We start from the raw sequence: 20600 nt of genomic DNA, 5'->3' as shown, positions 1-20600 counted from the left end.
CAAATTATTTTTGAATTCTATATACTAAACTTTCAGGTTGACCAGGGACGTCATTAAGCTTCCCAATTTGTATCATTCCTGCCTTTTCCAAAACTTTAATAGAAGCTATATTGTCAGGACGAACAATTCCGAATATTTCTTCTTTGTTCATATCATTACATCCAAAGTCTATAGCCTTCTTTGTGAACTCTGTGGCGTATCCTTTTCCCCATGCTTCTGGGGCAAAACGATATCCAAGGTTCAATTTTTCTTCCTCTCCATAGAGTTTATAGCTCAGCCCTCCAAAACCTATACTGTTTTCAGGGTTGTGTTTTTCAACGATAGTCCAACCTCCAAAATTATGCTTTTCCCAATGGTCAAGCATTCTGGCAAATGTATCTTCTGCTTTTTCAAGACTCATTGGCCCGCTTGGGTTATGCATATTGGTTTTAGGATCATGATTAATTTCAAAAAATCTTTCAAAATCTTTTTTTACAGGTTTTTTTACAATTAATCTTTCTGTAGCTATCATATCTTTTTATCCTACAGATCCTTCTAATGAAATTTCCAATAATTTCTGTGCCTCGATAGCAAATTCCATAGGAAGTTTATTTAAAACTTCCTTACTGAAACCATTTACAATCAGTGCAATGGCTCTTTCGGTATCAATACCTCTTTGGTTACAGTAGAAAATCTGATCTTCTCCAATTTTCGAAGTGGTTGCTTCATGTTCCAATTGTGCGGTAGGGTCTTTGATCTCGATGTAAGGGAAAGTGTGAGCTCCACATTCATTACCCATCAATAAAGAGTCACATTGGGAAAAGTTTCTTGCCCCTTTAGCAGTAGGCATTACTTTTACCAATCCTCTGTATGAGTTTTGAGATTTTCCGGCAGAAATACCTTTTGAAATGATCGTTGACTTGGTATTTTTTCCAATGTGGATCATTTTTGTACCTGTGTCTGCATACTGGTGATTGTTCGTCACAGCGATAGAGTAGAACTCTCCGATTGATCCGTCACCTTTCAGAATACAAGACGGGTATTTCCATGTTACTGCAGAACCCGTTTCCACCTGTGTCCATGAGATTTTTGCATTTCTTTCGCAAAGTCCTCTTTTTGTCACAAAGTTGAAAACTCCTCCTTTTCCTTCTTCATTACCTGGATACCAGTTCTGAACAGTTGAGTATTTAATTTCTGCATCATCCATTGCAATCAGTTCCACAACGGCAGCATGAAGCTGGTTTTCGTCTCTTGACGGAGCCGTACATCCTTCCAGATAAGAAACATAACTTCCTTCATCAGCAATCACAAGAGTTCTTTCAAACTGGCCTGTTCCTGCCTGGTTGATACGGAAATAAGTGGAAAGTTCCATTGGGCATCTTACTCCCTTAGGAATATAGCAGAAACTTCCGTCAGAGAATACTGCGGAATTCAATGCTGCATAAAAGTTGTCTCCTCTGGGAACTACTTTTCCAAGATATTTTCTTACTAAATCAGGATGGTTTTTAATGGCCTCAGAAATAGAACAGAAAATAATTCCTTTTTCAGCCAATGTATCCTGAAAAGTGGTTTTCACAGAAACTGAGTCTATTACAATATCTACAGCTACTCCTGAAAGTCTTTTCTGCTCTTCGATATTAATCCCTAGCTTTGCGAAAGTTTTCAATAATTCCGGATCTACTTCGTCAAGGCTTTCCAATTCAGGTTTTGCCTTTGGAGCAGCATAGTAACGGATTGCTTGAAAATCCGGCTTTTCATATTTGATGTTTGCCCATTCAGGTTCTACCATTTTCAGCCAGATTTTGAAAGATTCCAAACGCCATTCAGTCATCCATTCAGGCTCTTCTTTTTTTGCAGAGATAGCACGGACGATATCCTCATTTAAACCAATTGGGAAGTCTTCATAATCAATCTTCGTTTCCCAACCGAATTCATATTTTTTATTTTCTAGATCGACTCTTAAATCGTCTTCAGTGTATTTTGACATTTAATTAAATAATTAAAAATTAAATGATTAAAAAATTAGCTTTGCTTCCTTGTATCAGTTTTAGAGAGATAATCAATAAATTTTGATAGTTGTTTAGAAACCAATTTACAATCATTAATTAGTTCGTTTGTATCTTCGTCATATAACAGTGAGCAAAGATGTAACATATTTCTTACTTCTCCACAGCTTCCTTTAGAATATTTTAAATACCGAATAAAACTGGGCGTTGTTATTATACTCACTTCCTTCTGCAATGTTGTTTGAAATTGACAGCACCGCTCTTTTAATTTGGTTTGTCAATTCAAATTCTTTTTTATACTTGTCTTTATTTAAAAGATCAAAAATATCTTAGTTAGATTGACTGCAAGCTTATAAACTTCAAAGTTTTCAAATTCAACAGCCATTACTAATCTTTAAATTTTTAATTGTTTAATCTTTTAATAGCTACAAGCTAAATGATTCTCCGCATCCACATGTTCTGGATGCATTAGGGTTATTGAATACAAACCCCTTTCCGTTCAATCCTCCTGAGTACTCAAGAGTTGTTCCTGCTAAGTATAAGATAGATTTTTTATCAATAACAATTTTAATGTTATTATCTTCAAAAATCTGATCTGTGTCTGTTTTTTGGTTGTCAAACTTTAAAACATACTCTAAACCAGAGCATCCGCCGCTTTTAACTCCAACTCTTATATAATCTTCAGCAGGGTTAAAGCCATCTTCTGTCATCAGCTGAATGGCTTTTTCCTTTGCGTAATCTGATACTTTTATCATTGTATTTATTTAGAATGATTTAATTATGCAAAAATACGAACTAATTTCCGCAATCTCAAATCGAAGATATCTATTTTAATGATTCTGATCTTAATACAATATTTTTAATACTGCGTTAACGTTAAAAGATATATAAATTTTCGCTTATGAATATGAATATTTTTAACCTTGAATTGTATTTCCTATCTATAAAGGAAAGCGATAATGAAACAAAAAGTATTGTTTTTTTGCATTATTTTTAACTGTAATACCCCTCGGAAGACTGTAAAATACGTCTATGAAGCCTTTAGGAACACGCATTAAATTAATTTGTGAAGGTGAAAGGTGAAGAAACTTTTAGTATTAAAAAGAGCAGTTGCTATTTATCAATGAAGATAAAGTGAAAAAAAACGTCTTTTTTTGTGTCTTTTAAATTTGAATTAAAATAAAAATATAAATGAAAAAATTAGGTATTATTGTTTTTGCCGTTTTTATGCAACATATCTCTGCGCAAACCAACAGATTTGTGTATCAGGTAACTATGAAGCCGAACGCAGAAAATAAAACGGATATTAAAACCGAGAATGCATATTTGGATATTTCCCCAGAAAAGTCAGTTTTTTACTCTGAAAACAGGATCAAAAGAGATTCCATTATGCAAAAAGCATTTCAGGGAGGTGGCGGAAGAGGAAGTATCAACAGAGATCAGATGGAAAATCTGAGAACGAATATGAGCTATTCTGTAGAAAAAGATAAAATAAATCAGAAGACGTACTTTAAAGATAGAATAGGGAGAGATAGTTATTCTTATGAGGAAGACAGGCCTCTAAACTGGAAAATTTCTTCAGAAACCACAAAAATTGGGGAATATAAAGTTCAAAAAGCAGAAACTGATTTTGGAGGAAGAAAGTGGACCGCCTGGTTTACTACAGATCTTCCGTACCAGGATGGTCCTTATAAGTTTGGTGGGCTTCCCGGGCTGATCGTAAAAGTGGAAGATGATAGAGGAGATTATTCTTTTGATTTGATGAAAAATTTTAAGATTGCTGAATTTCCTGTTCTGAACCAGTTTGGATCTCCTATAAAAGTAAAAAGAGCCGATTTTGTAAAACAGCAGCAAAAGTTTAAGACTGATCCAGCAGCCTTTATGAGCCAAAGCGGAGGGCAAGGTGGGTTTTCTACTACGATGAGAGTTGGTGGCGGAAGAGGCCCGGGTGGAGGTGGAAACCAAAATCCTGCTGATATGAAAAAAAGAATGGAAGAAAGGGTGAAAGAAGAAGCTAAGAAAAATTCTAATCCAATCGAATTGCAATAAATAAAAAGTCCTGAAGAAAACTTCTTCAGGACTTTTTTATATTCTATCTGTTTATTTTAAAAGTTGGTTGAAAGTGTCGCCTTGTCTGATATCACCGCTATTATAGCCCTTCATAAACCATTCTTTACGTTGTGCTGATGATCCGTGGGTAAAACTTTCCTGATTAACATATCCCTGAGCTCTTTTTTGGATGTTATCGTCTCCCACAGCCTGTGCTGCATCTATAGCAGACTGTATATCTCCCGGTTCCAGTATATGTTTGGAATCATCCGTTTTCTTGGCCCAGACTCCGGCATAGAAATCGGCCTGTAATTCTGTAGCAACAGACACTCTGTTCATCTCTGCTTCCGAATATCTTCCGCTTCTTCTGAGAGCATCTACTTTTTGTGTGGTACCCAAAAGAGTTTGTACATGGTGTCCTACTTCATGAGCAAGAACATAGGCCACTGTAAATTCGGTAACCTTTGCTCCGAATCTCTGTTGAAGTTCATTGAAGAAACTCATGTCCATATATACTTTCTGATCAGCCGGGCAATAGAAAGGCCCCATTGCAGATTCAGCAACACCACATGCAGATCTGGTTGTATTTTCAAAAAGTACTACTTCAGGTGCAGCATAGGTCATCCCATTTTCTTTAAAGATCTGATCCCAGGTTAAAATATTCCATTTGGCCATCATGTCGACCATTTCACCGATCTGTTTTTCATTGGCCGTAAGTTCTCTTTTTTCACCGGAATTTCCTGAAGACTGTACACTGCCGGAATTCAATATACCGGAAGGGTCTCCTCCTAAAAAGAACACAATTGCTGCTATAATTAAAGTTCCGAGTCCGCCGCCTACGATCATGCCACCTCCTCCGCCTCCGGAACCACGGCGGTCATCAACGTTTCCGCCTCTGTCGTCTGTCCATTTCATACTAATAATTTTATGGGTAAATTTAATTAAATTAAGTTAAAACTATATCAGTCAATATTTTAAAAATACATAATGTTTTATCTGTTGAGCTGTTTTGTTTTCAGCCAATAGGATGTAGACTGATAGGCTGAGATGGTTTCATCTATCAGTTTCTGATCGGTATTCTTTAATAGTTTTTCGTTATAATACAGCTTAAATTCCGGTGCAAGATCACTTTTATCCAGTTCTAAAGAATATTGTTTTGCTTTTTTTACCGGAGAAATTACTGTTAGATATCCGTCTTTTATAAAGCCCAGGTCCTGATACGTGGCAACATAAGCTTTAGGCTGAAATTCTTTTGTGAAAACATCCTGACCCAGGAACTTAGACTGGTAACTGAAATTCAGAAGCCCTAAAACCGTAGGCATTATATCGATCTGAGACATCAGTGAATTAAACTTTTGAGGCTCGATAAATCCTTCCGAAAAAATCATGGCTGGAATTCTGTATTTATCCATCGGAAGTTCTGTTTTTCCTGCACTGGAAGCGCAATGGTCTGCAATGATAACAAAGACTGTATTTTTGTACCAATCCTGTTTTTTAGCCATATCAAAGAAAAGTTTAAGCGAATAATCTGTATATTTTACACCACCTTCTCGGGATTTTGATGTCCCCGGAATATCAATTCTTCCATCAGGATAAGTGAATGGTCTGTGATTGGAAACGGTCATCCAATGATTAAAAAACGGTTTTCCTGATTTTGCTTCGGCATTCATCACCTGGATTGCTTTTTTAGCCATATCTTCATCCGCAACGCCCCAAACATTGGCAAAACTGATTTCCTCAGGTTTAAAATTATTTCTGTCTACAATGCCATACCCATTTCCTTGGAAGAAGTCCTGCATATTATCAAAATAGCTATATCCTCCGTAAAGAAATTTAACATCATAGCCTTTAGATTTAAAAACATTTCCTGTTGTAAATTTGTTTTTATTATCATCTCTTTTAATAATACTTTCTCCTGCTGTTGGAGGGATACAAAGGGTTAAAGCTTCCAGACCGCGTACGGTTCTGTTTCCTGTAGCATAGAGGTTGGTGAACATCAATGACTTCTCTGCCAGGCTGTCTAAGAACGGGGTGATTTTTTGAGTATTTCCATAATGTTCCATAAAATCTGCAGAAAGGCTTTCAATGGAGATCAGGACTACATTTTTCTTTAGCTCGGGCTGTTCTGCAATAATATTTCTTGCCAATGCAGGCGGTGAATACTGGCTTAAGAAATTCTTTTCTGCCTGCTGTTGATTGATCTGTGAATAAAACTGGAAATAGTCTAGCTCATTATGTGTAAAGGCCCAATAGAACTTAGGAATTCCATTCGCTTCAATTTCATTTGCAAAAACATTGTCAGACTTAATCTGCATCAATGAAGGGATTACCAATAAACTAATTCCGCAAAGAACAGCATAGGAGCCCAGCAAAATCATTTTTTCCTTGAAGTTTGGAAGTTCCAGAAGCTCATTCTTTGTTTTTTTATAGATGAACCAGGTAATAGATAATGTTACAACAAGTATTGCCGAGAATAAAGGAACTACAGGGTAGCTTTCCATAATATTTCCGATCACTTCATTGGTGTAGATCAGATAATCTACTGCTATGAAGTTATAGCGTACCCCAAATTCATTATAAAAGAAGTACTCACTTACTCCATTAAAGATGATGGAAAGTACATATAATAAAAGCGTGATAAAGTATAATGTGTTACGAATTTTAATCCTTTGAGTAGGAAGGAAGAGCATGAGTCCAAAGAAAAAGGTCTTTATTCCTACAAATGCCAGTGCAACTTCTGTTATAGAGCCTCCGTACTGCTTGAAGATATTGTTCGGAATGAGCCATATATAAAGGAAAAATAAGACTAATATTCCAAAAATAATATAGCCGTAGGGCTTTTTATATTTTGAATTGGAGAGAAATAAAAAGTAAAGTGCAAGTAATGCACTGGCCAGTATGAAGACAAAGAAATCATTCAAAAGGCCAACTAACAAGACTTTTATTATTTCAAAAAATCCAAAACTAGCGGTTGTAATAGGGTGAAAAAAGAATACTGTCCTTATTATTAACGAGATAATAATATAGAAAACTCCTAAATATAGGAACGGTTTTATTTTTTTTAAAAACATGGAGATGCTGTCTATAGTAGTTTGCACAAAGATAGTTTTTGTGTGTAACTTTTAATAGAAAAAAATAAAAATATAGCGTTTATGGGTAAGATTTAGGAATTAAAATAATAAATTTTCAATCTATTTATTTTCCAGTTGTTCTGTATGCTTTTGTAACAATTCAATAAAAAAAGGACTATTAAAAATAGCCCTCTATATTGGTATGTTGTATCAAATTAGGAGTGCCCGAATCCGATATTTCCTTTTTTATCCGATAATTTCTTTTTGAAATCAATCATTCTTAAAGCGGTTACTGCTGCTTCAACGCCTTTGTTTCCTAAGTCACCACCACTTCTGGCAATAGACTGTTCTTTGGTGTCGTCAGTCAATACGCAGAATATTGTAGGGGTATCCGTCATGATGTTACAGTCTTTGATTCCCTGTGCTACTGCAGAACAAACATAGTCGAAGTGAGGGGTTTCTCCACGGATTACACATCCGATGGATATCACGGCATCATATTTTCTTTCTTTGCAAAGCTGCATGCTTGCATAGTTCAGTTCAAAAGCTCCGGGAACAGGAAAAAGTTTAATGTTCTCAGGTTTTACCCCTTCTTTTTCAAGTATTTCTAAAGCTGCATCGCGAAGATTGTATGTTACAAAGTCATTCCACTCAGAAAAAACAATGCCGATAGAAAAATCTTCGGCATTAGTTATATGAAGTGGCTTGTAATCGGAAAGATTAACTGTTGCCATTTTTTAATAATATTTAGTCATTTCAATATAAGAATCAGACATTCCGTTGTCATAGTCCTGATATTTCTCGTCAATTGCTGAGAAGTATTTTTTAGCTTCCGGATTTTTCTTCAACCCTAATGCTACGATCCCTGCTTTTCTTGTGAAGAAATAAGTAGTGTAAGGATCATCAGAAGCTGTTGCTGCCTTATCTAATAAAGCTAAAGCCTCATCGTTTTTGTTAAGACCTGATTTCGCATCCGCCATAGCTCCGTATTTCATTGCCATTAACGTTTTGTTATCAGATGAAAACTTATCTAAAAGGTCGTAAGACTCCTGGAATTTGCCTTCTTTAAATTTCAATAATCCGGCATTGTAAGCAGAAAGCTGACCTACGCTTGTTCCTGAATAATCGTTATATGTACCTACAAAACCTGGATTAGCTGCAGATTTTCCACCTAAAGCTTCTTTATCTTTACCTTCTACAAGGTTTTTTTGAGCAGCAAGGAAACTTTTTACAGCTTCAACATTCTTAGGAGCAACTACAAATTGCTTGTACCCAAAGAATCCTAGAACGCCTAAGATTAAAACTCCAAATACAATCCCTAAAGGTTTTGAATATTTTTCAAGAAATCTCTCAGTGTTTAAAGCCTCTCTGTCAAGGTCTTTAAAGAACTCAACCGTTTCTTTACCTTCTTGCTCATTCTGAGCATTCTTTCCCAATTTTGCCATAAGTTTTTAAAAATTGAACTGCAAATTTAATTGTTTCTGAATGATTTACAAAATACTTTATCAGTATTATTATGCAAATGTTATGAAATAGTATCTGTTTATCATAAAAATGCTTCGACTCCGCTCTGCAGGCTTTTTTTAAACCAACCTTTTGTTGATGTTGTCTCGCTGAGCGGAGTCGAATAATTTATAAGTAAAGTTCTTAGTATTCTAAGATATGATAGATTTCGGCACCGAACTTTTCAAGTTTTTCATCTCCCCCCAGGCCTTTTAAGCCAATAAGGAAACTGAACTGAGAAACGGTAGCTCCTTGTTTCTCTACCAGTTTGGCAGCTGCTTCGGTAGTACCTCCGGTAGCCAATAAGTCATCATGTATCAGTATTCTCTGTCCTTTTTTGATTTGTCCTTCACGGGTTTCTATTTCAGCAGTACCATATTCCAGGTCATATTTCTCTGAAATAATAGGTGGCGGAAGTTTTCCTTTTTTTCTGATCAGAATGAACGGAACTTCCAATGCCACTGCAATGGCAATCCCAAAAAGGTAACCCCGGCTTTCTATTCCGCATACAGCGTCTATTTTTCCTTTGCTGAAGGTAACCAGATCGGCTATTACATCTTCATATAGTTTTGGGTCTAGAAAAATAGGTGAAATATCCTTAAACTGTATTCCTGGTATTGGAAAGTCAGGGAAATTTTCAATTGTTTCTTCTAGTCTTTTGATCAGTTCTGCTGAAGCCATTTATGGGTTTATTTTATAGCTGGAAATTTTCCAGTCTCCGTTTACATTTTTAAGTCCGAAAGTTACTTTTAGAGATGTCGTTTTACCGTTTTTATCGGTTACATCATACGTTGCATTTACACTTGCTCCATTAGGATTGGTAGCACTTGTAGTGATGTTTTTTACGCTTACATTTTTTACAGATCCGAAACCTGAAGTAGGGTTTGAGAAAGACTCATAGCTTCCCCAGCTTGGGTTATTGGAGGCATCGTATGCTGCTTTTAGATTTTGAGAGCTTACGCTGTTCAAAAATTTACTTACTGTATTTTTAGGATCTGCGGCAGGTTGCTTCGGAGCAGCCGGTGCTGTAGGAGTTGCAGTTCCTGGTTCTGTAGTGGTAGGTGTTGTTGAAGGATTATTCGGATCTATTACACCACTTGGCTGCTGAGTTACTGATGCAGTGTCTGTTTTAGGAACGGCAGGAACTTTCAGGGCAGCAGCATTTACATCAAGCCCTATTTTTGACATCTTGAATGTTTTTGCCGTTGTTTTTACTGAAACAGTGATATCTATTTTATTATCAACTACTTTTGAAGCCGGAATAGACGAGAATTTCAGGTTAAAACCTTTAAAGTTATTATCCTGCATCAGGTTTTTGGCTGTAGAAAGTCTCACTCCGTTGCTGAAAACCTCTAATGTTGCCTCTAGTCCTGCACCGGTAAATGATACCGGATTGCCTGCAGCATCTACAAGTCTTGGAATAATCTGTATTGAGGTAGGAGCTCCAGTTCCGTCATCTCCCGTTGGTCTTGTAACAAGGCTTAGCGCTCCTGCTTTTACATCATTAGGATCACTTTCTTTGGCTTTATCATCTCCGAAGATATTCATTTCTCCCAATGAAGGCGGGCCGGTGCTTGCCCACTCGATTCCGTTTTTCTGTGCAATTTCGTCTGCCAGTGTCAGGATCTCAGGTACCTTTTTTCCGTCAATCAGTTTTCCAAGTGCTTTTAGCTCGTTCACATCACCATCTGCTTCCACACCGAATGTTTTAAGGATATAAAGAGCTTCATTAAACTTTATCTGTTTAATGGTTGATAAGCTGGCCGTCATATCATTGATACTAGACTGCAGTGTTTTAGTATTCGTAGCATCTACATGATCTTTCTTACATGCTGTGAAAAGCAACAGACTGAAAACAAGTAGAAAAGAAAACTTTTTCATTTTTATTTGGTTTGTTGCAAATTTAGTAAAACCTGTTAATAATAGCTTGTTTTTATTTTAAGGATTCTGAAAATAATTTGAGTGAGAAAAATAGGGAAATCATCTGCAGTTGACTTTACGTAGTTGTAGATGATTTCCAAGACTAAGTCTACGGGCAAGTTAATTAACCCTGAATGATATGCAGAACGTTTCAATAGTCCACTGACTCTTTCACTTTGATACAGTGTTGTTGGCTGAAATGTTTAAAGTTCTATAACATGAGGTTTCATTTCGGAATCATGATTGGCAATTGCTTCTATGCAATTTGGTTTTTCGCTTTCGCTTTTAACCCATTCCAGTGAGGTTACCACTTTATGTTTATCTACCTGAACACCAGGTAAAATCATTTGTTCCCATGATTTTTTTGCATACCCTACATCGCTGGCTAAAAGCACAAAATTCTCGTTGTTTTTTATTATGGTTGCAGCAAGTCCCATTGTATGACCTGGTGTAGAGACAAATACTACTGTTCCGTCATTAAACAAATCGTAAGATAAGCCTTCCGGGCCTATTCCTGTTTTGCTGAAGCTAAATAACTCAAAATCAATATTCTCCCACATGCTTGTCACATATCGTGTTGCTCTATCCTTGGTTTCTTTCCATTCTAAATCACTTACCATGATCTTTTTAGCGTCTTTTACCAGCTTTATACCGCTTACATGGTCGGCATGCAAATGGCTCAATACTAAATAATCAATATCGGAAGTTTTATATCCTAACTTTGCTAATTGCTCGTCTATAGCATCACCATCTGGTAATAAAGCTCTGCTTACAGAGTATTGTAGAAGTCCTAGATGCTTTTTTTGTTGTGTTCGAACATCAGAATGCCATCCTGTATCTATCAGGACAAGACCTTTAGGGTGTTCGATTAAATAAGCAGAAACAGGAAGCCAAATCTGGTGATTTTTGTTTCTAAATAATCCAGTATAAGCTAGCGGGTTAATGGTGTTTTCGTGAAAGGGGAGAGAACTGTCTACTCTTACCGTTCCGCAATGTAATATATGTACTTTCATCATTATGAATTTAATTGTGGTAAATTTATAATGATTTTTAGATAATATTTTTGATTTCAATCAAAAAATAGGTTATTTTTTGTTTTTTAATCTACTTAATGTTTCTTGTGTTATTCCCAAATAAGAGGCAATATTTCCCGATGGTACATTTGAAACAATATCAGGGATTTCGATAAGCAAAGTTTCATATCTTTCTTTTGGAGTTTGAAATTTAAGGTTGTAAACCCTATCATTTGATTTTTTTATATAGTCAATCATTCCGCTAAAAATAAATTCCTGCATCAGAGCGTTGTTGTTGATGATATTTGTCCACTGTTCAAAGTCAACCATGACAACGCTTGTTTCTGATAACGCCTCAATTCCGAATTTACAGGTCTTATGATAAAAAATGCTCTCAATAGGAATGCCTATCATATTTTCCTGCAAGAAATACAAAGTTACATCCTTCTCCTTTTTATTATAAAACACCCGTGCTATTCCTTTTTCAATGAAATAGATTTGCTTAGAAGTATTTTCAATCGTTAAAATTAATTCTTTCTTGGAAAATTTTTTTCTACGAATACATTTTGCCAGTTCTTCTGCTGCTATGTCATTCAATAATTTCTTTGTTTTAAAAAAATCTAAAATGTTCATTATTGTTAAAATCTAATTTGTGAAATTTTCGCTAACCTCCCGGCGGCTTGCGAAGTAGCGCAATAGAACCCGAAGCTTTCAATTATTTGCTACCGTAAGTAAAACAGCGAGGGTTTACTAAATTACAAAAACAAAAGCATAAACTAAGTTATTTTCGAAAGACTTAACCAGCACTTTTACTGAACTGTTTGATGATAGCTATGTTTTTGTGTATCATGCTTTTTTATTACCTATTTCTTATTCTGCTGTTCTTTCAAATCATCTTTGAAAAAAGAGCTAAAAATGGTCTGCATATTGGGGAATGAGGAATCTTGCCAATACTGGGTTTTGTAGTTGCTGTAGTCTTTATTAAATTTTACTTCATCAGTATCGTTGGTATCACTGAAGCTGATTTCTGTAGGATAAAAATTTTGATAAGAAATAATCTGGTTGTAGTTTTCCTCACTTTTATGCTTTAGTTTAATAAAAAGGATTTCATTAAATTCCAGTAAGTCTTTGAGTGTTTTTTGAGAATCCTTTTCAAAAGCGATATTCTGAATTCCTCTCAGATCAAAAAAACGGAATCCAAACAGTGCAAATTCTTGTTGCTGCAGGTACTCGCCGCTAACCTCAATTTCATCCTTGCCGCTGCCTTTAAGTTCTTTAATTTTTATGTTTTTCTTTTTGTATTCATCAAGATTTCCCACTTTTTTCATATTGGGAATTCCTAATGAACTTCCATAATCCCAAAGAGCGGTCTGTTTCTTTTCTTTCTTGGGATCTATAAGTCTGTATACCCGATATTGTTCCACATGACTGCTTTTCAGCTTTTTTGTTTTATTATCGAAGGTATAGGTTACAATTCCATCAGCATAGGCATTCAGTTTATTGTTGACGGTAACATAAGAATTAAAATTCCCTTTGATAAGGATGTATTTTGTAGGCTTATTATTTTTAATGACTACGGTTTCTATTTCTTTTACCTGATCATTGATCTTAATGACAGGCTGGTCGAAATCTGAATAGGAGAGTGTAGCCACCAGAAAATTATTATAAACCAGCTGGAATTTTTCCTGAGCCGGGGACAAGGATTGCTTATCAATTTTTCCATCAATATCAGAGTACGCGAGTATGCTGCCGTCTTTACCAAAAACAGAAACCTTTGGAAGAGGAATGTTGCTTTTTTCGGAAACGAAAGTAATGGTCTGGGCATGGGTAAAAATGGAGACCAGGCAGAATAGGAGGTAAACCAGATACTTTTTTTTCATAGCACTATATTATTGCGATTAGACATCAGGCTTATGAATATGCAGGAAATGAATCTTAAAAGGGCAGCGATTGGGCTGACGGCATAAAAAAAGACTGATCGTTTACCAATCAGTCTTTTATAATTTTATTTTGTTACAAGTCCTTAGAAAGGATACTCATAAATTTCAGATTCGTGTAAGTAAGGGTTTCCTGTAGGGATCAGCTTCAGTTTAGATAAAGCAGAAAGTACAGTAAACATAAACAATCCAACTACGAATAGGAGAGCTCCCAATATTAATAGGAATACTTCAGGAGTGTTCCAGTATGGTCCTACCGTTCCAGGCATTACCATGTTGAAGTAATCCAGGATGTGTCCTAAAATAACTACTACAGCCATTATTGTTACTACTTTGTAGTTTCTCTTGATGCTGCTGCTCACTAATACCAATAACGGTAATAAGAAGTTTACAATAAGCATTGGTAAGAATGTAGTACCATAGTGCTGGAATCTTCCAAAGAAGTAGTTAACCTCTTCCGGAACGTTGGCATACCAGTAAAGCATGAACTGAGCGAACCATGTATACGTCCAAAGCATACTTGTAGCGAAAAGGAATACTCCTAAATCGTGTAAGTGGTTGTCATTGAACTGAGGTAAGAAACCATTTTTCTTAAGATAAACACTTAATAGAATGATTACAGCAATACCACTTGAAAGGCAGCTAACCATTGAATACCAGATATACATTGTAGAATACCAGTGAGGATCAATAGACATTAACCAGTCCCAAGCCCAAGCAGCAGAAGCAAATCCGAAGAATGCAATATATCCTACTGCCCATCTGTAAAGCATCTGATACTCAACTTTAGATTTAGTTTCATCTACTTTTTTAGACTGAGCTTTCAGTTTCCATGCGAAGAATGAAGCACCTACTACATAAATGATCGTTCTGATAGCATAGAAAGGTATGTTTAAGAATCTTTTCTTTTCGAATAAAATGACATCAAAGTGTGCAGATTCAGGATTGGTTAATTCCGGATCCATCCAGTGGAATAGGTGGCCATTGTGCGTGATGTTCAATATCATCATAATAACCAGAATTGCACCTCCGTAAGGAATATAAGAAGCAATAGCTTCCATTACTCTTGTAATAATAATTGGCCAACCAGCGTGGGCAGCATGCTGAATACAGTAAAAAAACAATACAGCACAACTTACTCCAAAGAAAAAGACAGCTACAAAGTGCAGCGATGCTAATGGCTGGTTGTGAACCTGAAGCTCGGCATGCTCTAAATGAGCCGCGTGATCCTGTGGTCCAACCATTTCACTTGAGTGTGTAGGAGCATTATGACCTGAAGCATGAACAGCTTCCATCATTTGTTCTATTTTCTCAGTAGAAAGTCCTTTATTCATAAAGAAGCCAATACCAAACAGAACTAAACCTACAACAAGAAGTATTATAGAAGTTGATTTTAATTTTGGTGAAAAACTATACATTTCTTTTCTTATTTTTTAGTTTCGGTAGTCGTTTCAGTTGCTGGCGCCGCTGCTGTAGCTGCTGCCGGTGCTGCTGCTCCTTTTTTGAAAGCACTCATCACATACATTGCCACTCTCCATCTGTCTCCTGCGTTCAGTTGTCCCGCATAAGATCCCATTGCATTTCTACCGTTTGTTAATACATAATGAACAGATCCTACCGTAATTTCTCTATCAGCATAGTTTGGCACACCAGAGAAAGCACCGGTTTGTACAATTGGACCTTGCCCATCACCTCCTGTTCCATGACATGCAGCACAAGTACGGTCAAACAACATTTTTCCTCTTTCAATATCTTTAGCAGCGTTTGCCGGATTAAGAGGAGAGGTTGTCATAGTCTTGGAAGCGTCATATCCTGCATTGTATTGATCTACATTTTTAGGAAGTAAACCTTCTTCAAAGATTCCGTCTTTATTTTGAGCTACTGAACCTTCTACGGGAGCAAGACCTGTTGCAAAGCTGTTTTTTACAAACGCAGGGATTTCATTTTCATGATCTGAGTATGCATCCTGAGCTTTCATCAATGGGTCATAAGCTACCGGAAAATACATGTCCGGGAAATATACCAATGGAGCATTGTCTTTTGGTCCGCAAGAGTTAAGTAAAACTGTAGTTAAACCTAAAACTGCTGTAATTTTTAATACATTCTTTTTCATTTTAAGCATCTTTAACAGTTATTTCTTCAACTCCAGTTTCAATAAGTAACTGTTTTACAGATTCTACATCTTCAGTTACAAATTCCATCATGAATTTATCATCAGTAGTTCTTGGATCCGGGTTCTGAGCGGGAGCTCCTGGATACATTTTGTTTCTAACCAAGAAAGTTAAAGACATCATGTGAGCTGCACAGAATACCATTAATTCGAACATTGGAACTACGAATGCCGGCATATTGTGTGCCCAGTCAAAAGCTGGTTTACCACCAATATTCTGAGGCCAGTCATGGTTCATTACATACCAGGTAACCGTAGCACCGATAGTAACACCATAAAGAGCATATAGAAAGGCCGCATCAGAAATTCTTGTTTTCTTTAATCCTAAAGCTTTGTCTAGTCCGTGAACCGGAAACGGAGTATATACTTCGTTTATTTTGATTCCTTTATCGTTGAATGCTTTAACGCCGTTCATTAAATCGTCGTCGTCAGCATAAAGTCCGTATACAATTTTAGTGGTGCTCATCTCCTTCTTTTGCTTTATAAGTTTCACCTGAAATTTTCAGAATCGATTTTAATTCAGCCTGTGCAATTACAGGGAATGTTCTTGCGTATAATAAGAATAATACAGAGAAGAATCCGATTGTTCCTAAGTATACACCCACATCAATGATCGTTGGCTTAAACATAGTCCAAGATCCTGGTAAGTAATCTCTTGAAAGGTTGATAACGATGATATCGAAACGCTCAAACCACATACCGATGTTAATGATCAATGCAACAATGAATGTCCAGATAATATTGGTTCTTGCTTTTTTGAACCAGAAAGATGCAGGAACAACAAGGTTACAGATAATCAATGACCAGAAAGCCCACCAGTAAGGTCCTACTGCAGCACCTGGTGAAAGGTACGTAAAGTCTTCAAATCTTGATCCGGAATACCATCCGATGAAGTATTCAGTAGCATAGGCTACCGTTACCATACCCCCTGTTAAAACGATTACGATGTTCATAATTTCGATATGATACATAGTAATGTAATCTTCAAGGTGACAAACTTTTCTGGCAATCAACAATAGGGTCTGTACCATCGCGAATCCTGAGAAGATTGCACCAGCTACGAAGTAAGGAGGGTAGATTGTAGAGTGCCATCCTTTAATAACTGAAGTTGCGAAGTCAAAAGATACCGTAGTGTGTACCGAGAATACAAGTGGAGTAGCTAACCCTGCAAGAACCAAAGAAAGTTCTTCGAATCTTTGCCAGTGTTTTGCTTTACCACCCCAACCGAAAGCTAAGAATGTATAAATCTTCTTAGTCCAAGGAGTTTTTGCTCTATCTCTGATCATTGCAAAGTCAGGGATTAATCCCATAAACCAGAATACAGTTGATACTGAGAAATAAGTTGAGATCGCAAATACGTCCCATAATAGAGGAGAGTTAAAGTTCCCCCAAAGAGAACCGAACTGGTTTGGTAAAGGGAATACCCAGTATCCAACCCAAACTCTACCCATGTGAATTACAGGGAAGATTGCTGCCTGCACCACCGCAAAGATCGTCATCGCCTCTGCAGATCTGTTTACAGACATTCTCCATCTCTGTCTAAATAATAATAATACTGCTGAGATTAGGGTCCCGGCGTGACCGATACCTACCCACCATACGAAGTTGGTAATATCCCAACCCCAGTTAATAGTTCTGTTAAGCCCCCATGCTCCAATACCTGTCCCGATAGTATAAGCGATACAGCCGAATCCATAGATGAATAGAACTAGTGCGGCATATAGTGAAATCCACCATAATTTACCTGCTCTTTCTTCGATAGGTCGTGCAATATCTTCTGTGATATCGTGATAAGTTTTGTGACCAATAATCAGAGGTTCCCTTATCGGAGCTTCGTAATGTCCTGACATTTTTTACCTATTTATTATTTAAACTTTATTTTTCTACTCTGTTTCTTACTTTAGTATGATAGAACACATTTGGTTTGGTTCCGATCTCCTCTAGTAAATAATATCTTCTGTTGCTAGAATATAAATCTCTAACTTCAGATTCTTTGTCATTCATGTCTCCGAACGTCATTGCTCCAGTAGAACAAGCAGCAGCACAAGCACAAGAGTTTTTAAACTCAGCATCTGTTACTTTTCTGTTGTCTCTCTTAGCTGCTAAAATAGTAGCCTGAGTTTCTTGGATACACATTGAACATTTCTCCATTACCCCTCTAGTTCTTACAACTACGTCTGGGTTAAGTACCATTCTTCCTAAATCGTTGTTCATGTTGAAGTCGAACTTGTCATTTAGGTTATACGTAAACCAGTTGAAACGTCTTACTTTGTACGGGCAGTTGTTTGCACAATATCTGGTACCGATACATCTGTTGTAAGCCATATGGTTTTGACCTTGTTTACCGTGTGAAGTAGCCGCTACCGGACATACAGTTTCACATGGAGCGTGGTTACAGTGCTGACACATTACAGGCTGGAAGATTACATCCGGATTGTCTGCAGGGTGGTTTAATGCACCTCCTTCTTTATTGAAAGCAGTACCGTATAATTCTGGTACAGCCATTCCTTCTTTTAATCCTTCATATACCTCTACTTTCTGTCTTGAAGAATAGTAACGGTCAATTCTTAACCAATACATATCTCTGGACATTCTTACCTCTTCTTTACCTACTACAGGAACGTTGTTTTCAGCCTGACATGCAATAACGCAAGCTCCACAACCTGTACAAGAGTTTAAGTCGATAGATAAGTTGAAGTGAGGACCATCTGTATCATCAAAAGCATCCCAAAGGTCAATTTTTCTTGCTGGAAGTGCTCCACTGATGGTGTGGTATTCCAAAGGCTTGTTCCATCCTTTGTGCTCATCATCAAAAGGTACGCTGATGAATTCCGCTAAAGGAACTTCCTTAGCAATTTCATAACGTCCCATTAAGGTGTTTTGAAGCTGGATACCTGCAAATTCGTGATCTTCTCCTGTCTTTTCAATTTTAACTCCTGAAAGAGCCAGGTTAGAACCATCAAATAATGGATAAGCATTTACCCCTGTATCTGCAGTAGCTCCTGAGTTCTTTTTACCATAACCAAGCGCTAGACCTACAGATCCTTCTGCCTGACCAGGTTGAATGAATACAGGAACATCTTTTATTGTTACTCCGTTTACAGTAAGGTTTACGATAGAACCATCCAACTGCATTCTTGCATTAAGATCGTTATCAATCGCAAATTTCTCTGCATCTTTAGGAGAAATTGTCAAGTAGTTATCCCAAGACATTCTGGTAAGAGGATCCGGTAATTCCTGCAACCAAGGGTTGTTTGCCTGAGTACCATCTCCCATTGAAGTCTTAGTATATAATACCAATTCTAATTCGGAAGCTTTAAAGTTTCCTAATTCAGCAACCGCCTGTGCAGCGTTTCCACCTGTATAAGATAATGTTGTTGCGTTGTTAGAAGTAACAATACCGTTATATAAAGCCTTATTGAAAGAAGTAGCACCTAAGATAGAAGCTGAGCTGGCTTTTAAATAATCATAGTAGTTGTTAGCAGCATTGTTTTTTCCATTCTTCCAAACCAATAAAGATTCTTCAATCTGTCTTGACTTGTAGATTTTCTGGATCGTAGGCTGCATTAATGAATATACTCCTGTCTGAGGTTCAATATCACCCCAGGATTCCAGCCAGTTAGCTACAGGAATTACAGCTTTCGCTGCTTTGTACATTTCATTTTTCTTATCAGCAACAGCTACTACACAAGCAACTTTTGATAAAGATTTTTTGAAATCTTCTCCTTTTGGATGAGAGTAAATAGGGTCTACATTGTTTGCTATTAATACGCCAACCTGGCCTGCATTTACCCATCCTAAGAATTCCTGGTATCTTGCTTTATCAAATTCTTTCAGGAAGTTTGCTTTACCAGTGAAAGCTACTGATCCTAATTTTTGGTTGATTAAGTGTGCTAGAACCTGTGCTCCTTTAGAACCGTCAGCTAAAACAACAGCTTTGCTGCCTTTTGCTTTAAGTTCGTTCGCAATTTCAGTAGCCGTCTTATCAGAAGTACCACCACCTACGATTGCATTGTAAACTTCAACTAAAGTTTTGTTTACTGCACTTGGCTTTAATCTGTATCTTGAGTCAGCATTAGCACCTGTCAATGACATGTTAGATTCCACCTGGATGTGTCTCAACATGTTTGGACCCGGCTTTCTTGCTGCTGCGTAAGAAGTTTCTAAGCTTGAAGCATTATAGTCTCCTAAGAAGTCAGCCTGGAAAGAAACTACCAATTCAGAACCTTTAAGGTCATATACTGGTAATGCTCTCTGTCCGAATACTTCCTGAGCTGCATCCAGAGACGCAGAGTAAGGAAAAGCATCATAGGTTACTAATTCTGCTGTAGGATATTTTGCTTTGAATTCAGCAAATAGCTTTTTGAAAGTTGGTGAAGCAAAAGAGTGTGACAAAAGCACAATCTTTTTACCTGCAGCTTTCGCATCTTCCAGTCCTTTAAGAACAAAGCTGTCTACTTTATCGAAAGTTTCGTCCTTACCATCCAGTTTAGGCTGCTTTACTTTATCATTATCATAAAGAGAAAGTACACTTGCCTGAGCTCTTGCGTTAGTTTTACCTAAATCACCAGCTGCTGGGTTTGGATCAATTTTGATAGGTCTACCTTCACGAGTCTTTACTAAAACACTGGCAAAGTCGAAACCATCAAAATAAGTGGAAGCGTAATAATTGGGTACTCCCGGAATAATATCATGTGGCTTTACCACATAAGGAATTGTTTTGATTACCGGAGCTTCACAGGCAGCTAATGTAACTGCTGCTGTAGAGAATCCTAAAAGCTTTAGGAAGTCTCTTCTTGAAGTACTTGATCCGTTGTTCTCAGCATCTCCAAGGAAATCTTCTACCGGAATTTCTTCCTGAAACTCTTTCTGAGCCAACTTATTATTTAAAGCTGGGTCTTTAAGTTCATGAATACTTCTGAATTGTATTTTGTTTGAAGCCATTTATACTT

The 20600-nt window shown here is 37.0% G+C and carries 20 protein-coding genes; 1 reads left to right on the top strand and 19 read right to left on the bottom strand.

Translation table 11 applies throughout. The annotated features are described in order from the left end of the window. Window positions 1-4: 4 nt before the first annotated feature. The 5 genes from MP478_RS17850 to MP478_RS17830 form a co-directional block, all read right to left on the bottom strand. The gene (locus tag MP478_RS17850; protein ID WP_230033462.1) at window positions 5-511 is read right to left on the bottom strand and encodes a GNAT family N-acetyltransferase; all 507 of its coding nucleotides are present in this window, start codon (window positions 509-511) and stop codon (window positions 5-7) included. Window positions 512-517: 6 nt separating this feature from the next. Next, window positions 518-1966 (bottom strand): Fe-S cluster assembly protein SufB, encoded by a 1449-nt coding sequence (gene sufB, locus MP478_RS17845; protein ID WP_047484614.1) that lies wholly within the window; start codon window positions 1964-1966, stop codon window positions 518-520. 35 nt (window positions 1967-2001) lie between these two features. After that, window positions 2002-2208 (bottom strand): four helix bundle protein, encoded by a 207-nt coding sequence (locus tag MP478_RS17840; protein WP_257190254.1) that lies wholly within the window; start codon window positions 2206-2208, stop codon window positions 2002-2004. Then, entirely contained in the window at window positions 2159-2266 is a 108-nt protein-coding gene (locus tag MP478_RS22620; protein WP_257201209.1) for a four helix bundle protein, read from the bottom strand. The genes MP478_RS17840 and MP478_RS22620 overlap by 50 nt, the downstream gene beginning before the upstream one ends. Window positions 2267-2410: 144 nt before the next feature. After that, window positions 2411-2740 carry an iron-sulfur cluster assembly accessory protein gene (locus MP478_RS17830; protein WP_230033464.1) on the bottom strand — a complete coding sequence of 110 codons (330 nt, stop codon included), beginning with the start codon at window positions 2738-2740 and terminating at the stop codon, window positions 2411-2413. A gap of 436 nt (window positions 2741-3176) precedes the next feature. On the opposite strand from MP478_RS17830, the gene MP478_RS17825 reads away from it, so the two are divergent. Next, window positions 3177-4034 (top strand): GLPGLI family protein, encoded by an 858-nt coding sequence (locus MP478_RS17825; RefSeq protein WP_257201208.1) that lies wholly within the window; start codon window positions 3177-3179, stop codon window positions 4032-4034. 51 nt (window positions 4035-4085) lie between these two features. Here MP478_RS17825 and MP478_RS17820 read toward each other — a convergent pair whose 3' ends face one another. From MP478_RS17820 to MP478_RS17755, 14 genes are all read right to left on the bottom strand, one after another. Further along, complete coding sequence (locus MP478_RS17820; RefSeq protein ID WP_230033468.1) at window positions 4086-4949, bottom strand: neutral zinc metallopeptidase; 864 nt, start codon at window positions 4947-4949, stop codon at window positions 4086-4088. A gap of 77 nt (window positions 4950-5026) precedes the next feature. Then, entirely contained in the window at window positions 5027-7105 is a 2079-nt protein-coding gene (locus MP478_RS17815; RefSeq protein ID WP_257201286.1) for an LTA synthase family protein, read from the bottom strand. 215 nt (window positions 7106-7320) lie between these two features. Continuing rightward, window positions 7321-7839, bottom strand: a complete 519-nt coding sequence (ribH, locus tag MP478_RS17810) for a 6,7-dimethyl-8-ribityllumazine synthase (protein ID WP_034734563.1) — start codon at window positions 7837-7839, stop codon at window positions 7321-7323. Window positions 7840-7842: 3 nt separating this feature from the next. Next, window positions 7843-8550 (bottom strand): tetratricopeptide repeat protein, encoded by a 708-nt coding sequence (locus MP478_RS17805; protein ID WP_230033470.1) that lies wholly within the window; start codon window positions 8548-8550, stop codon window positions 7843-7845. Between the two features lie 202 nt (window positions 8551-8752). Next, window positions 8753-9289 (bottom strand): adenine phosphoribosyltransferase, encoded by a 537-nt coding sequence (locus MP478_RS17800; RefSeq protein WP_257201207.1) that lies wholly within the window; start codon window positions 9287-9289, stop codon window positions 8753-8755. Beyond that, entirely contained in the window at window positions 9290-10489 is a 1200-nt protein-coding gene (locus MP478_RS17795; protein ID WP_257201206.1) for a hypothetical protein, read from the bottom strand. It lies immediately after the preceding gene. Between the two features lie 242 nt (window positions 10490-10731). Beyond that, entirely contained in the window at window positions 10732-11544 is an 813-nt protein-coding gene (locus tag MP478_RS17790; protein WP_257201205.1) for an N-acyl homoserine lactonase family protein, read from the bottom strand. A 69-nt stretch (window positions 11545-11613) separates the two neighbouring features. Next, window positions 11614-12174: a Crp/Fnr family transcriptional regulator gene (locus tag MP478_RS17785; RefSeq protein WP_257201204.1), complete on the bottom strand. Its 561-nt coding sequence runs from the start codon at window positions 12172-12174 to the stop codon at window positions 11614-11616. Window positions 12175-12404: 230 nt separating this feature from the next. After that, window positions 12405-13421 carry a hypothetical protein gene (locus MP478_RS17780; RefSeq protein ID WP_257201203.1) on the bottom strand — a complete coding sequence of 339 codons (1017 nt, stop codon included), beginning with the start codon at window positions 13419-13421 and terminating at the stop codon, window positions 12405-12407. Between the two features lie 143 nt (window positions 13422-13564). Then, window positions 13565-14896 (bottom strand): quinol:cytochrome C oxidoreductase, encoded by a 1332-nt coding sequence (locus MP478_RS17775; protein ID WP_257190260.1) that lies wholly within the window; start codon window positions 14894-14896, stop codon window positions 13565-13567. A gap of 8 nt (window positions 14897-14904) precedes the next feature. Continuing rightward, window positions 14905-15600 carry a cytochrome c gene (locus MP478_RS17770; protein ID WP_257190261.1) on the bottom strand — a complete coding sequence of 232 codons (696 nt, stop codon included), beginning with the start codon at window positions 15598-15600 and terminating at the stop codon, window positions 14905-14907. Next, a complete protein-coding gene (locus tag MP478_RS17765; RefSeq protein WP_047484637.1) occupies window positions 15593-16114 on the bottom strand; it encodes a DUF3341 domain-containing protein in 522 nt (173 codons plus the stop codon). Before MP478_RS17765 ends, MP478_RS17770 begins: the two co-directional genes overlap by 8 nt. Further along, a complete protein-coding gene (gene nrfD, locus MP478_RS17760; RefSeq protein ID WP_047484639.1) occupies window positions 16101-17498 on the bottom strand; it encodes an NrfD/PsrC family molybdoenzyme membrane anchor subunit in 1398 nt (465 codons plus the stop codon). The genes MP478_RS17765 and nrfD overlap by 14 nt, the downstream gene beginning before the upstream one ends. Before the next feature lie 25 nt (window positions 17499-17523). Next, window positions 17524-20592: a TAT-variant-translocated molybdopterin oxidoreductase gene (locus tag MP478_RS17755; protein ID WP_257201202.1), complete on the bottom strand. Its 3069-nt coding sequence runs from the start codon at window positions 20590-20592 to the stop codon at window positions 17524-17526. Window positions 20593-20600 lie beyond the last annotated feature (8 nt).

This window comes from Chryseobacterium sp. WG14 (assembly GCF_024586945.1).
In the GTDB taxonomy this organism is placed as follows: Bacteria; Bacteroidota; Bacteroidia; order Flavobacteriales; family Weeksellaceae; genus Chryseobacterium.
The sequence above is the reverse complement of the archived record's forward strand: the minus strand, read 5'-3'. Positions and strand labels throughout refer to the sequence as shown.